The organism is Pseudomonas benzenivorans (genome assembly GCF_033547155.1).
In the GTDB taxonomy this organism is placed as follows: domain Bacteria; phylum Pseudomonadota; class Gammaproteobacteria; order Pseudomonadales; family Pseudomonadaceae; genus Aquipseudomonas; species Aquipseudomonas benzenivorans_B.
This window is the reverse complement of the sequence record NZ_CP137892.1, coordinates 810,864-825,258: the sequence shown is the minus strand read 5'-3', so window position 1 is coordinate 825,258 and position 14,395 is coordinate 810,864. Positions and strand designations below refer to the sequence as shown.

Annotated in this window: 6 protein-coding genes, 4 tRNA genes and 4 rRNA genes; 2 read left to right on the top strand and 12 right to left on the bottom strand. The window is 55.8% G+C overall.

Annotation, left to right across the window (positions count from 1 at the left end; translation table 11 throughout):
- Positions 1-193: 193 nt before the first annotated feature.
- The 10 genes from SBP02_RS03820 to ilvC form a co-directional block, all read right to left on the bottom strand.
- A tRNA-Ala gene (locus SBP02_RS03820) sits at positions 194-269 on the bottom strand.
- A 30-nt stretch (positions 270-299) separates the two neighbouring features.
- Positions 300-376: transfer RNA gene (locus tag SBP02_RS03815), tRNA-Ile, on the bottom strand.
- A 65-nt stretch (positions 377-441) separates the two neighbouring features.
- Positions 442-1,978: ribosomal RNA gene (locus tag SBP02_RS03810) — 16S ribosomal RNA — on the bottom strand.
- Positions 1,979-2,369: 391 nt separating this feature from the next.
- Positions 2,370-2,485: ribosomal RNA gene (rrf, locus tag SBP02_RS03805) — 5S ribosomal RNA — on the bottom strand.
- A 140-nt stretch (positions 2,486-2,625) separates the two neighbouring features.
- Positions 2,626-5,515, bottom strand: a 23S ribosomal RNA gene (locus tag SBP02_RS03800).
- Positions 5,516-5,759: 244 nt separating this feature from the next.
- Positions 5,760-5,835 (bottom strand) — tRNA-Ala (locus SBP02_RS03795).
- A gap of 30 nt (positions 5,836-5,865) precedes the next feature.
- Positions 5,866-5,942, bottom strand: a tRNA-Ile gene (locus SBP02_RS03790).
- Between the two features lie 65 nt (positions 5,943-6,007).
- A 16S ribosomal RNA gene (locus SBP02_RS03785) occupies positions 6,008-7,544 on the bottom strand.
- Together the 16S, 23S and 5S rRNA genes with 4 tRNA genes alongside form the textbook arrangement of a ribosomal RNA operon.
- Before the next feature lie 755 nt (positions 7,545-8,299).
- Positions 8,300-9,109: a CDP-diacylglycerol--serine O-phosphatidyltransferase gene (gene pssA, locus SBP02_RS03780; RefSeq protein ID WP_318645081.1), complete on the bottom strand. Its 810-nt coding sequence runs from the start codon at positions 9,107-9,109 to the stop codon at positions 8,300-8,302.
- 154 nt (positions 9,110-9,263) lie between these two features.
- Positions 9,264-10,280, bottom strand: coding sequence for a ketol-acid reductoisomerase (gene ilvC / locus SBP02_RS03775; RefSeq protein ID WP_318645080.1), 1,017 nt, complete (start codon positions 10,278-10,280; stop codon positions 9,264-9,266).
- A gap of 126 nt (positions 10,281-10,406) precedes the next feature.
- Between ilvC and ilvY the strand changes: the two genes are divergently transcribed.
- Positions 10,407-11,288: an HTH-type transcriptional activator IlvY gene (gene ilvY, locus SBP02_RS03770; RefSeq protein WP_318645079.1), complete on the top strand. Its 882-nt coding sequence runs from the start codon at positions 10,407-10,409 to the stop codon at positions 11,286-11,288.
- Positions 11,289-11,340: 52 nt separating this feature from the next.
- On the opposite strand, the gene ilvN is transcribed toward ilvY, so the two are convergent.
- Together ilvN and SBP02_RS03760 are read right to left on the bottom strand one after the other, a co-directional pair.
- On the bottom strand, positions 11,341-11,832 hold the full coding sequence (gene ilvN, locus SBP02_RS03765; RefSeq protein ID WP_318645078.1) for an acetolactate synthase small subunit: 492 nt from the start codon (positions 11,830-11,832) through the stop codon (positions 11,341-11,343).
- Between the two features lie 2 nt (positions 11,833-11,834).
- Positions 11,835-13,559 (bottom strand): acetolactate synthase 3 large subunit, encoded by a 1,725-nt coding sequence (locus tag SBP02_RS03760; protein WP_318645077.1) that lies wholly within the window; start codon positions 13,557-13,559, stop codon positions 11,835-11,837.
- Positions 13,560-13,959: 400 nt separating this feature from the next.
- On the opposite strand from SBP02_RS03760, the gene SBP02_RS03755 reads away from it, so the two are divergent.
- Positions 13,960-14,394, top strand: a complete 435-nt coding sequence (locus SBP02_RS03755) for a DUF4124 domain-containing protein (RefSeq protein WP_318645076.1) — start codon at positions 13,960-13,962, stop codon at positions 14,392-14,394.
- Position 14,395: the final 1 nt, after the last annotated feature.

Below are 14,395 nucleotides of genomic sequence, written 5' to 3'. Positions count from 1 at the left end.
CCGAAAATTTGCACTTGAGAACAACGCAAATTTTACCTTGATTGATCAACTGCCAGTGAAAGCAGCCAATCAGTCACTTCTATCACATACCCAAATTTTTAAAGAACGATTTGCAACTGGTCAAAGACCAGAAATCAACATTCAACAGGTCACACCTGGAACGTTCATTTCTGAACTCTAAACGGGCTGTCGGTGGTGGAGCCAAGCGGGATCGAACCGCTGACCTCCTGCGTGCAAGGCAGGCGCTCTCCCAGCTGAGCTATGGCCCCATATAAACCTAAGGCCAACCCCACAACAATTGGTGGGTCTGGGCAGATTCGAACTGCCGACCTCACCCTTATCAGGGGTGCGCTCTAACCAACTGAGCTACAGACCCAATCGTCTTTCGCAATGAATCAAGCAATTCGTGTGGGGGCTTATAAGGAAGCTGATGTCGTCGATTAAGGAGGTGATCCAGCCGCAGGTTCCCCTACGGCTACCTTGTTACGACTTCACCCCAGTCATGAATCACACCGTGGTAACCGTCCCCCTTGCGGTTAGACTAGCTACTTCTGGTGCAACCCACTCCCATGGTGTGACGGGCGGTGTGTACAAGGCCCGGGAACGTATTCACCGTGACATTCTGATTCACGATTACTAGCGATTCCGACTTCACGCAGTCGAGTTGCAGACTGCGATCCGGACTACGATCGGTTTTATGGGATTAGCTCCACCTCGCGGCTTGGCAACCCTTTGTACCGACCATTGTAGCACGTGTGTAGCCCTGGCCGTAAGGGCCATGATGACTTGACGTCATCCCCACCTTCCTCCGGTTTGTCACCGGCAGTCTCCTTAGAGTTCCCGGCATAACCCGCTGGTAACTAAGGACAAGGGTTGCGCTCGTTACGGGACTTAACCCAACATCTCACGACACGAGCTGACGACAGCCATGCAGCACCTGTCTTACAGTTCCCGAAGGCACCAATCCATCTCTGGAAAGTTCTGTAGATGTCAAGGCCAGGTAAGGTTCTTCGCGTTGCTTCGAATTAAACCACATGCTCCACCGCTTGTGCGGGCCCCCGTCAATTCATTTGAGTTTTAACCTTGCGGCCGTACTCCCCAGGCGGTCAACTTAATGCGTTAGCTGCGCCACTAAAATCTCAAGGATTCCAACGGCTAGTTGACATCGTTTACGGCGTGGACTACCAGGGTATCTAATCCTGTTTGCTCCCCACGCTTTCGCACCTCAGTGTCAGTATCAGTCCAGGTGGTCGCCTTCGCCACTGGTGTTCCTTCCTATATCTACGCATTTCACCGCTACACAGGAAATTCCACCACCCTCTACCGTACTCTAGCTTGCCAGTTTTGGATGCAGTTCCCAGGTTGAGCCCGGGGCTTTCACATCCAACTTAACAAACCACCTACGCGCGCTTTACGCCCAGTAATTCCGATTAACGCTTGCACCCTCTGTATTACCGCGGCTGCTGGCACAGAGTTAGCCGGTGCTTATTCTGTTGGTAACGTCAAAACAGCAAGGTATTAACTTACTGCCCTTCCTCCCAACTTAAAGTGCTTTACAATCCGAAGACCTTCTTCACACACGCGGCATGGCTGGATCAGGCTTTCGCCCATTGTCCAATATTCCCCACTGCTGCCTCCCGTAGGAGTCTGGACCGTGTCTCAGTTCCAGTGTGACTGATCATCCTCTCAGACCAGTTACGGATCGTCGCCTAGGTGAGCCATTACCTCACCTACTAGCTAATCCGACCTAGGCTCATCTGATAGCGCAAGGCCCGAAGGTCCCCTGCTTTCTCCCGTAGGACGTATGCGGTATTAGCGTTCCTTTCGAAACGTTGTCCCCCACTACCAGGCAGATTCCTAGGCATTACTCACCCGTCCGCCGCTGAATCATAGAGCAAGCTCCACTCATCCGCTCGACTTGCATGTGTTAGGCCTGCCGCCAGCGTTCAATCTGAGCCATGATCAAACTCTTCAGTTCAATACTGCTTGGGTTTTGAGAAAACCCTAAACTTGGCTCAGCAATCGCAAATCTCTTACTTAAAAGAGTTAACTCTCGAATTAACGAGTGTTGCTTTGTGATGCTGATAATCAGTTGACTACCAGTCTTACCTCACAAGCACCCACACGAATTGCTTGATTCAGTTGTTAAAGAACAGTTGGTTAAGTCTTTCGTCTCAACCGAGGCGCGCATTCTACAGCAGCCTCATCTTCCGTCAAGCAGTTTCGAAAATTTCTTTTCAAACTCAACCGCTTGCGGACGACTCCAGGACTTTCATCACTTGGAGTCTCAACCTTAGATCAAAATCTAAGGCTTTCACTAAAAGGCAAACCCCCGACCTGCATACGCGGGTCGGGGGTTTGGGATAGGTGCTTGACGATGACCTACTCTCACATGGGGAAGCCCCACACTACCATCGGCGATGCATCGTTTCACTACTGAGTTCGGGATGGGATCAGGTGGTTCCAACGCTCTATGGTCGTCAAGCAATTCGGTTGGAGAGTCGGTGTTGAGTCGCCTCCCCATATTGGGTATGTGATGTCTGGTTTTGCGTGTTCTGGCAAATTTTCGGTTTGTTGTCGACTTCAACCATCGAGCACACAAACAGCAAATTGTTTGGGTGTTATATGGTCAAGCCTCACGGGCAATTAGTATGGGTTAGCTCAACGCCTCACAGCGCTTACACACCCCACCTATCAACGTCGTAGTCTTCGACGGCCCTTCAGGGAGCTCAAGGCTCCAGTGAGATCTCATCTTGAGGCAAGTTTCCCGCTTAGATGCTTTCAGCGGTTATCTCTTCCGAACATAGCTACCCGGCAATGCCACTGGCGTGACAACCGGAACACCAGAGGTTCGTCCACTCCGGTCCTCTCGTACTAGGAGCAGCCCCTCTCAAATCTCAAACGTCCACGGCAGATAGGGACCGAACTGTCTCACGACGTTCTAAACCCAGCTCGCGTACCACTTTAAATGGCGAACAGCCATACCCTTGGGACCGGCTTCAGCCCCAGGATGTGATGAGCCGACATCGAGGTGCCAAACACCGCCGTCGATATGAACTCTTGGGCGGTATCAGCCTGTTATCCCCGGAGTACCTTTTATCCGTTGAGCGATGGCCCTTCCATACAGAACCACCGGATCACTAAGACCTACTTTCGTACCTGCTCGACGTGTCTGTCTCGCAGTCAAGCGCGCTTTTGCCTTTATACTCTACGACCGATTTCCGACCGGTCTGAGCGCACCTTCGTACTCCTCCGTTACTCTTTAGGAGGAGACCGCCCCAGTCAAACTACCCACCATACACTGTCCTCGATCCGGATAACGGACCAGAGTTAGAACCTCAAGGTTGCCAGGGTGGTATTTCAAGGATGGCTCCACGCGAACTGGCGTCCACGCTTCAAAGCCTCCCACCTATCCTACACAAGCAAGCTCAAAGTCCAGTGCAAAGCTATAGTAAAGGTTCACGGGGTCTTTCCGTCTAGCCGCGGATACACTGCATCTTCACAGCGATTTCAATTTCACTGAGTCTCGGGTGGAGACAGCGCCGCCATCGTTACGCCATTCGTGCAGGTCGGAACTTACCCGACAAGGAATTTCGCTACCTTAGGACCGTTATAGTTACGGCCGCCGTTTACCGGGGCTTCGATCAAGAGCTTCGCGTTAGCTAACCCCATCAATTAACCTTCCGGCACCGGGCAGGCGTCACACCCTATACGTCCACTTTCGTGTTTGCAGAGTGCTGTGTTTTTAATAAACAGTCGCAGCGGCCTGGTATCTTCGACCGGCATGGGCTTACGCAGTAAATGCTTCACCCTCACCGGCGCACCTTCTCCCGAAGTTACGGTGCCATTTTGCCTAGTTCCTTCACCCGAGTTCTCTCAAGCGCCTTGGTATTCTCTACCTAACCACCTGTGTCGGTTTGGGGTACGGTTCCTAGTTACCTGAAGCTTAGAAGCTTTTCCTGGAAGCATGGCATCAACCACTTCGTCGTCTAAAAGACAACTCGTCATCAGCTCTCGGCATTAAGCGCCCGGATTTACCTAAGCACTCTGCCTACCACCTTAAACACGGACAACCAACGCCGTGCTGGCCTAGCCTTCTCCGTCCCTCCATCGCAGTAACTAGAAGTACGGGAATATTAACCCGTTTCCCATCGACTACGCATTTCTGCCTCGCCTTAGGGGCCGACTCACCCTGCGTCGATTAACGTTGCGCAGGAAACCTTGGTCTTTCGGCGTGCGAGTTTTTCACTCGCATTGTCGTTACTCATGTCAGCATTCGCACTTCTGATACCTCCAGCAAGCTTCTCAACTCACCTTCACAGGCTTACAGAACGCTCCTCTACCGCTCAACTTACGTTGAACCCGTAGCTTCGGTGTATGGTTTGAGCCCCGTTACATCTTCCGCGCAGGCCGACTCGACTAGTGAGCTATTACGCTTTCTTTAAAGGGTGGCTGCTTCTAAGCCAACCTCCTAGCTGTCTAAGCCTTCCCACATCGTTTCCCACTTAACCATAACTTTGGGACCTTAGCTGACGGTCTGGGTTGTTTCCCTTTTCACGACGGACGTTAGCACCCGCCGTGTGTCTCCCGTGCTGACACTTGCTGGTATTCGGAGTTTGCATCGGTTTGGTAAGTCGGGATGACCCCCTAGCCGAAACAGTGCTCTACCCCCAGCAGTGATACACGAGGCGCTACCTAAATAGCTTTCGAGGAGAACCAGCTATCTCCGAGCTTGATTAGCCTTTCACTCCGATCCACAGGTCATCCGCTAACTTTTCAACGGTAGTCGGTTCGGTCCTCCAGTCAGTGTTACCTAACCTTCAACCTGCCCATGGATAGATCGCCCGGTTTCGGGTCTATACCCAGCGACTAAACGCCCTATTAAGACTCGCTTTCGCTACGCCTCCCCTATTCGGTTAAGCTCGCCACTGAATATAAGTCGCTGACCCATTATACAAAAGGTACGCAGTCACCTAACAAGTAGGCTCCCACTGCTTGTACGCATACGGTTTCAGGTTCTATTTCACTCCCCTCTCCGGGGTTCTTTTCGCCTTTCCCTCACGGTACTGGTTCACTATCGGTCAGTCAGTAGTATTTAGCCTTGGAGGATGGTCCCCCCATATTCAGACAAAGTTTCTCGTGCTCCGTCCTACTCGATTTCACTTCTAAGATCCTTTCGCGTACAGGGCTATCACCCACTATGGCCGCACTTTCCAGAGCGTTCCGCTAAAATCAAAGAAGCTTAAGGGCTAGTCCCCGTTCGCTCGCCACTACTAAGGGAATCTCGGTTGATTTCTATTCCTCAGGGTACTTAGATGTTTCAGTTCCCCTGGTTCGCCTCCTACACCTATGTATTCAGTGCAGGATACCCAGCTTATGCTGGGTGGGTTCCCCCATTCAGAGATCTCCGGATCAAAGTCTGTTTGCCGACTCCCCGAAGCTTATCGCAGGCTACCACGTCTTTCATCGCCTCTGACTGCCAAGGCATCCACCGTATGCGCTTCTTCACTTGACCATATAACCCCAAGCAATCTGGTTACGGCCTCGAACGTGAAGACGACATTCGCCGAAAATTTGCACTTGAGAACAACGCAAATTTTACCTTGATTGATCAACTGCCAGTGAAAGCAGCCAATCAGTCACTTCTATCACATACCCAAATTTTTAAAGAACGATTTGCAACTGGTCAAAGACCAGAAATCAACATTCAACAGGTCACACCTGGAACGTTCATTTCTGAACTCTAAACGGGCTGTCGGTGGTGGAGCCAAGCGGGATCGAACCGCTGACCTCCTGCGTGCAAGGCAGGCGCTCTCCCAGCTGAGCTATGGCCCCATATAAACCTAAGGCCAACCCCACAACAATTGGTGGGTCTGGGCAGATTCGAACTGCCGACCTCACCCTTATCAGGGGTGCGCTCTAACCAACTGAGCTACAGACCCAATCGTCTTTCGCAATGAATCAAGCAATTCGTGTGGGGGCTTATAAGGAAGCTGATGTCGTCGATTAAGGAGGTGATCCAGCCGCAGGTTCCCCTACGGCTACCTTGTTACGACTTCACCCCAGTCATGAATCACACCGTGGTAACCGTCCCCCTTGCGGTTAGACTAGCTACTTCTGGTGCAACCCACTCCCATGGTGTGACGGGCGGTGTGTACAAGGCCCGGGAACGTATTCACCGTGACATTCTGATTCACGATTACTAGCGATTCCGACTTCACGCAGTCGAGTTGCAGACTGCGATCCGGACTACGATCGGTTTTATGGGATTAGCTCCACCTCGCGGCTTGGCAACCCTTTGTACCGACCATTGTAGCACGTGTGTAGCCCTGGCCGTAAGGGCCATGATGACTTGACGTCATCCCCACCTTCCTCCGGTTTGTCACCGGCAGTCTCCTTAGAGTTCCCGGCATAACCCGCTGGTAACTAAGGACAAGGGTTGCGCTCGTTACGGGACTTAACCCAACATCTCACGACACGAGCTGACGACAGCCATGCAGCACCTGTCTTACAGTTCCCGAAGGCACCAATCCATCTCTGGAAAGTTCTGTAGATGTCAAGGCCAGGTAAGGTTCTTCGCGTTGCTTCGAATTAAACCACATGCTCCACCGCTTGTGCGGGCCCCCGTCAATTCATTTGAGTTTTAACCTTGCGGCCGTACTCCCCAGGCGGTCAACTTAATGCGTTAGCTGCGCCACTAAAATCTCAAGGATTCCAACGGCTAGTTGACATCGTTTACGGCGTGGACTACCAGGGTATCTAATCCTGTTTGCTCCCCACGCTTTCGCACCTCAGTGTCAGTATCAGTCCAGGTGGTCGCCTTCGCCACTGGTGTTCCTTCCTATATCTACGCATTTCACCGCTACACAGGAAATTCCACCACCCTCTACCGTACTCTAGCTTGCCAGTTTTGGATGCAGTTCCCAGGTTGAGCCCGGGGCTTTCACATCCAACTTAACAAACCACCTACGCGCGCTTTACGCCCAGTAATTCCGATTAACGCTTGCACCCTCTGTATTACCGCGGCTGCTGGCACAGAGTTAGCCGGTGCTTATTCTGTTGGTAACGTCAAAACAGCAAGGTATTAACTTACTGCCCTTCCTCCCAACTTAAAGTGCTTTACAATCCGAAGACCTTCTTCACACACGCGGCATGGCTGGATCAGGCTTTCGCCCATTGTCCAATATTCCCCACTGCTGCCTCCCGTAGGAGTCTGGACCGTGTCTCAGTTCCAGTGTGACTGATCATCCTCTCAGACCAGTTACGGATCGTCGCCTAGGTGAGCCATTACCTCACCTACTAGCTAATCCGACCTAGGCTCATCTGATAGCGCAAGGCCCGAAGGTCCCCTGCTTTCTCCCGTAGGACGTATGCGGTATTAGCGTTCCTTTCGAAACGTTGTCCCCCACTACCAGGCAGATTCCTAGGCATTACTCACCCGTCCGCCGCTGAATCATAGAGCAAGCTCCACTCATCCGCTCGACTTGCATGTGTTAGGCCTGCCGCCAGCGTTCAATCTGAGCCATGATCAAACTCTTCAGTTCAATACTGCTTGGGTTTTGAGAAAACCCTAAACTTGGCTCAGCAATCGCAAATCTCTTACTTAAAAGAGTTAACTCTCGAATTAACGAGTGTTGCTTTGTGATGCTGATAATCAGTTGACTACCAGTCTTACCTCACAAGCACCCACACGAATTGCTTGATTCAGTTGTTAAAGAACAGTTGGTTAAGTCTTTCGTCTCAACCGAGGCGCGCATTCTACAGCAGCCTCATCTTCCGTCAAGCAGTTTCGAAAATTTCTTTTCAAACTCAACCGCTTGCGCCTTCGATCAGCTTTCAGCTCCTCGTCAGCGGGAGGCGAATTCTACAGCGTTCGAAACCGCTGTCAACCACCTCTTTCAACCGCCTCCGATCACCTCGACCGAAGACCCAACAGGATCAACTCTCCACCCCGCCAGGCCGGCGCATTCTACGCAGCTTTCGCTGCTTTGCAACCCCTCATTCAAATATAACCAATTGATTTGCAAGAGGTTTTCCGAGAGGTCCGCGCCGGAAGTGGTGCGCATTATAGGCACCGCAAGCGGCAGGTCAATACTTTATTTGAAGAATCCATCACCTCGCATGATGAGCCGCGTAAGGCCAATGCTATACATGCCTTGCATGCACAGCCTAAAGCCGAGGGATAGCAGCCCTGGACGAGGGGTGACGGAGAGATCGGAACGGAATAATGACAACAGCCCTGCAGCCCCGGGCAATAACACCTCAATAGACTGCAGAGTCTGACAGCGACCAGGTCAGCTTACGATTTACGCCGACGCAACTGAAGCAAGTACTGCAAGGGACCGGATGCCGCATAGGCCAGGAAGATGATCAGCAGTATCCGTGGCGGATCGCTGAACACCACGGCGAACAGCAGCACCACCGCCAAGATCGCGACGAAGGGCACACGCCCTTTCAGATCCAGATCCTTGAAACTGTAGTACTTGATGTTGCTGACCATCAACATGCCCGCAGCAGCCACCAACACCGCCACACCAAAGGCCATATTCGAGCCCTTGATACCGAAATCGCTGAAGGCCCAGACAGTGCCGGCGACCACACCCGCGGCAGCCGGACTGGCCAAGCCGATGAAATAGCGTTTGTCGGTGGTACCGATCTGGGTATTGAAACGCGCCAACCGCAGCGCCGCACCGGCGACATAGATGAAGGCCACCATCCAACCCACCTTGCCCATGCTGCCCAGCGCCCACTCGAACGCCAACAACGCGGGCGCCACGCCGAAGGCGACCATATCGGACAAGGAGTCGTACTCGGCACCGAAGGCGCTCTGGGTATTGGTCAGACGCGCCACCCGGCCATCGAGACTGTCCAGCACCATGGCCACGAACACGGCGGCGGCGGCGACGTAGAAGTTGCCGTTCATGGCATTGATGATGGCGTAGAAGCCCGCGAACAAATTCGCCGTGGTGAAGAGATTGGGCAGCAGGTAGACGCCACGATGACGAACCTTGCGCCCCTCATCGTCATGACCCTCCTCGACATGCTCGTCGATTGGCAGCAGGCTCTCTTCCTCGGCGGCCGAGTTGGGCTCTTCTGGACGTTCGCTCATGAACAACACCTTGCAACGGATAGGAAAATTTCGGCGAGGGGCAACCCGGACAACAGGCTGCCAGCCCGCCTCGATGACCAGGCTTTATACCAGAAGCCTCGCTACAGAACGAAAAAACGCGGCCAAGGCCGCGTTTTTCTGACACCGACAGGGCTTAGTTCTTGCTCTTATCGACGATCTTGTTGGCGGAGATCCACGGCATCATCGAGCGCAGCTGCTCGCCGATGATCTCGATGCCATGGGCCGCATTGTTGCGACGCTTGGCGGTCATCGACGGATAGTTGGTCGCGCCTTCGCTGATGAACATCTTGGCGTACTCGCCGTCCTGGATGCGCTTGAGGGCGTTGCGCATGGCCTTGCGCGACTCCTCGTTGATCACTTCCGGACCGGTCACGTACTCGCCGTACTCGGCGTTGTTGGAGATCGAGTAGTTCATGTTGGCGATGCCGCCTTCGTACATCAGGTCGACGATCAGCTTCAGCTCGTGCAGGCACTCGAAGTAGGCCATTTCCGGGGCATAACCGGCTTCGACCAGGGTTTCGAAGCCGGCCTTGACCAGCTCGACGCAACCGCCGCAGAGAACGGCCTGCTCGCCGAACAGGTCGGTTTCGGTCTCGTCCTTGAAGGTGGTCTCGATGATGCCGGTACGACCGCCACCGACGCCGGAGGCGTAGGACAGGGCGACGTTCTTGGCGTTGCCGGAAGCATCCTGGTAGACCGCGATCAGGTCAGGGATACCACCGCCCTTGACGAACTCCGAACGCACGGTGTGGCCGGGGGCCTTCGGCGCGATCATGATCACGTCCAGATCGGCGCGCGGCACGACCTGGTTGTAGTGGATGGCGAAGCCATGGGAGAAGGCCAGGGTCGCGCCCTGCTTGATGTTCGGCTCGATCTCGTTCTTGTACAGCTGGCCTTGGAACTCGTCCGGAGTGAGGATCATCACCAGGTCGGCAGCCGCGACAGCGGAGGCGACGTCGGTGACCTTCAGGCCGTGGGCCTCGGCCTTGGCGACAGTAGCCGAGCCCTTGCGCAGGCCGATGGTGACGTCGACACCGGAGTCCTTCAGGTTGCACGCCTGGGCGTGGCCCTGGGAGCCGTAGCCGATGATGGCGACTTTCTTGCCCTGGATGATGGAGAGGTCGCAGTCTTTGTCGTAATAAACTTTCATGTTCTTGGCTCTTTTGAATCGAAAGGGATGGGGCGCAAGGCACCGTGACAGGGGCACCTTAAGTGATCCGCACCGTTGCGTAAAATGATATATTTGCAACACAACATGCCGATACACGGAACAACCATGGACAGCCACGCCCTCAGGCTTTTTCTTGCCCTGGCAGACAACCTGCACTTCGGCAAAACCAGCCGCGAGCAGCACGTCAGCCCCTCCGCACTCAGTCGCTGCATCAAGCAGTTGGAGGACGAACTCGGCGCACCGCTGTTCCTGCGCGACAATCGCTCGGTCCGGCTGACCCGCGAGGGGCAACAGTTCCGCGCGTACGCCAGCGAGGTCATGAACGGCTGGCAGGCCATTCGCCAGGCGTTCCGCCAGGACCAGCTGGTTCTGCACGGCGAACTCTCCCTGTACTGCTCGGTCACGGCCAGCTACAGCTTCCTCTACGACATCCTCAGCAGCTTTCGACAGGACTACCCGTGCATCGAAATGAAGCTGCACACCGGCGACCCGGCAAGAGCCGTCGAACGCGTGCAGCAAGGACTGGAAGATCTTGCCATCGGCGCCCGCCCCGACCACTTGCCCGCCGGCATCGACTTTCAGCCGATCACCCGTTCCGAGCTGCGCTTCATCGGCCCCCAGTCGCCACTGCTACTGACCGAAGACCAGCTGATGCACCCCGGCGCGGAAAGCTGGAAAGACGTGCCGATGATCCTATCGGAAGAAGGCTTGGCCAGAACCCGGACCGACCGGTGGCTGAAAAGCCACAACATCAAACCGCGCATCTACGCCCAGGTGAGCGGCAACGAAGCCATCGTGAGCATGGTGAGCCTGGGGTTCGGCATAGGCGTGGTGCCGCAGATCGTGCTCGACAACAGCCCGCTGACCGCACGCATCCGCATCTACGACATTCAGCCGCCGCTGACCGCCTACGATATCGGCCTGTTCGCGCTGCAAAAGCGCCTCAAGGACCCGCTGATCGCGGCCTTCTGGAATCGCCAGCAATAATCTGCGGCGAAAAAAAGCCCCGCACTAGGCGGGGCTTTCTTCAGCATGGCAGTCAGAGACTCAGCACCTTGTCGCCCCGGGCGATGCCGGTGACGCCGCTGCGCACGGTTTCCAGGATCGAGGCGGTGCCGATGGCCTGGATGAAGCTGTCCAGCTTGTCGCTCGTGCCGGCCAATTGAATGGTGTAGACACTGGTGTTCACGTCGACGATCTGCCCACGGAAGATGTCGGTGGTACGCTTGACCTCGGCGCGCTGGGCACCCGTGGCCTTGACCTTGACCAGCATCAGCTCACGCTCGATGTGGGCGCTCTCGGACAGGTCCACCAGCTTGACCACCTCGATCAGCTTGTTGAGGTTCTTGGTGATCTGCTCGATTACTTCATCATGACCGACGGTGGTGAGGGTCAGACGCGACAGGGTCGGGTCTTCGGTCGGCGCCACGGTCAGGCTTTCGATGTTGTAGTTGCGCTGCGAGAACAGACCGACCACACGGGACAATGCGCCTGGCTCGTTTTCCAGTAGCAGGGAGATAATGTGTCGCATGGTTAGGTCCGCTCCGTCTTGCTCAGCCACATGTCACGCATCGCCCCGTCTTTGATCTGCATCGGATAGACGTGCTCGCTGGTGTCGACCTGGATGTCGAGGAACACCAGGCGATCCTTCATCGCGAAGGCTTCCTCCATCATCGGCTTGAGGTCCTTCAGCTCGGTGATACGCATACCGACGTGGCCGTAGGCCTCGGCCAGCTTGACGAAGTCCGGCAGCGACTCCATGTAGGAGTGCGAATGGCGGCTGCTGTACATCATGTCCTGCCACTGGCGCACCATGCCGAGGGCGCCGTTGTTCAGGTTGATGATCTTTACCGGCAGATCGTACTGCAGGCAGGTCGACAGCTCCTGGATGTTCATCTGGATGCTGCCTTCGCCGGTCACGCAGGCCACGTGGTCATCCGGGAAGTTCAGCTTGACCCCCATCGCAGCCGGCAGACCGAAGCCCATGGTGCCCAGGCCGCCCGAGTTGATCCAACGGTTGGGCTTGTTGAAGCGGTAGTACTGGGCCGCGAACATCTGGTGCTGACCGACGTCCGAGGTGACGAAGGCATCGCCCTGGGTAACCTCGCACAGCGTCTCGACCACGGTTTGCGGCTTGATGATGCTGCCGTCGCCCTTGTCGTAGGGGAACATGCCGCGGCTACCGCGCCATTCGTCGATCTGCTTCCACCAGCTGGACAGCGCTTCCTTGCTCGGGCTCTCGCCGATTTCCTTGAGGATGGTGACCATCTCGGTCAGCACGCTGTCGACCGGACCGACGATCGGGATGTCGGCCTTGATGGTCTTGGAGATCGAAGCCGGGTCGATGTCGATGTGAATGATCTTGGCGTTCGGGCAGAACTTGCCGGCGCCATTGATCACGCGGTCGTCGAAGCGCGCACCGACGGCGAGGATCACGTCGGCATGGTGCATCGCCAGGTTGGCGGTGTAGCTGCCGTGCATGCCGAGCATGCCGAGGAACTGGCGATCGGTGCCGGGGTAACCGCCCAGCCCCATCAGAGTGTTGGTCACCGGCAGATTGAGCATCTGCGCCAGCTCGGTCAGCGGCGCCGCGGCGCCGCCCATGATCACGCCGCCACCGGAGTAGACCACCGGACGCTTGGCGCTCAGGAGCAGCTCGGCCGCCTTGCGGATCTGTCCGGAATGCCCGCGAACGGCCGGGCTGTAGGAGCGCAGCTTGGCCTTCTTCGGATAGACGTACTCGAACTTCTCGGCCGGGTTGGTCATGTCCTTGGGAATGTCCACGACCACCGGCCCGGGACGACCGGACTGGGCCAGGTAGAAGGCCTTCTTCATGACTTCCGGAATTTCCGAGGCGTGCTTGATCATGAAGCTGTGCTTCACGATCGGCCGGGAGATACCGATCATGTCGGTTTCCTGGAAGGCATCGGTACCGACCATGTTGCTCGGCACCTGGCCGGACAGCACCACCATCGGAATGGAGTCCATGTAGGCGGTGGCAATGCCGGTGATGGCGTTAGTCGCGCCGGGACCCGAGGTCACCAGCACCACGCCGGCCTTACCGGTGGCACGGGCGTAGCCGTCGGCCATATGGGTTGCCGCTTGCTCGTGGCGAACCAGGATGTGATTGACTTCCGGTTCCTTGAACAGGGCATCGTAGATATGCAGCAGGGCACCGCCTGGGTACCCGTAGATGTTCTTTACGCCTTCGTCACGCAAAAAGCGGACGACCATTTCAGCGCCGGATAAAAGCTCCACGTTGTTCACCTCTTGAACGCCAGAATGTCACCCGACAACGAGTGACTCTAAGTAGGTCTTACTGGTCAGCGGACTTGCACGACTGTAGTCGTGAACTCTGAGTATCGGCATGACGAGTAACGGAACAGCCCATGGTGTTGCGGGGCTGACCCTCCCAGCGCGAGGTAACGCGTTGCGGGTAACACAGTTCGGCACGGGTAGCGCCTCTTGTTGCTGAGCTGGAGGACACTTGCGGCGGACTCCACTACAGCGAACGTTGGATTGTTCGGATTAGTCGAGGGCAAGTCAAGCGATGCGTAACGGATTTCACAATCTTCTGCTGTGACGCAGCGCAGGATGAAGATTCGACCGATTTGGTTATAGTAAGCCCCAGCTATCGCAGCCTTTAAAAGGAACCAGCATGCGCCGCACACTCCTCCTCAGCAGCTTGCTGCTCGCCCTGAGCGCACCCGCCATGGCCGGCCAGGTGTACAAGTGGGTCGACGCCCAGGGCGTCACCCACTTCGGCGCGCAGCCGCCGCAGGGCGCACAGGCCACCAGCATCAATACCGCCACGCCGCCCCCCAAACCAGCCGAGCCACAGCCCGCGCCGACCTTCAAGAACATCGCCGACCCGGAGCAGGCCGCCATCGACAAGAAGGTGAAGCAGGAGGTCGCGGCCAAGGAGGCCGAGCGCAAGCAGTACTGCGACAGCATGCGCAACAACCTGGCCCAGCTGCAGAACAACCCGCGCGTACGCATCGAGGAAGACGGCGAGGTACGCCGCCTCAGTGAAGAGGAGCGTCAGGAGCGCATCGGCGCGGCGCAGAAGTCGATTGCCGACAACTGCCTGTGAC

Excerpts from the sequence above, each read along its gene's own strand:
- pssA (WP_318645081.1), bottom strand. The coding sequence starts at position 9,109 with ATGAGCGAACGTCCAGAAGAGCCCAACTCGGCCGCCGAGGAAGAGAGC.
- ilvC (WP_318645080.1), bottom strand. The coding sequence starts at position 10,280 with ATGAAAGTTTATTACGACAAAGACTGCGACCTCTCCATCATCCAGGGC.
- ilvY (WP_318645079.1), top strand. The coding sequence starts at position 10,407 with ATGGACAGCCACGCCCTCAGGCTTTTTCTTGCCCTGGCAGACAACCTG.
- ilvN (WP_318645078.1), bottom strand. The coding sequence starts at position 11,832 with ATGCGACACATTATCTCCCTGCTACTGGAAAACGAGCCAGGCGCATTG.
- SBP02_RS03755 (WP_318645076.1), top strand. The coding sequence starts at position 13,960 with ATGCGCCGCACACTCCTCCTCAGCAGCTTGCTGCTCGCCCTGAGCGCA.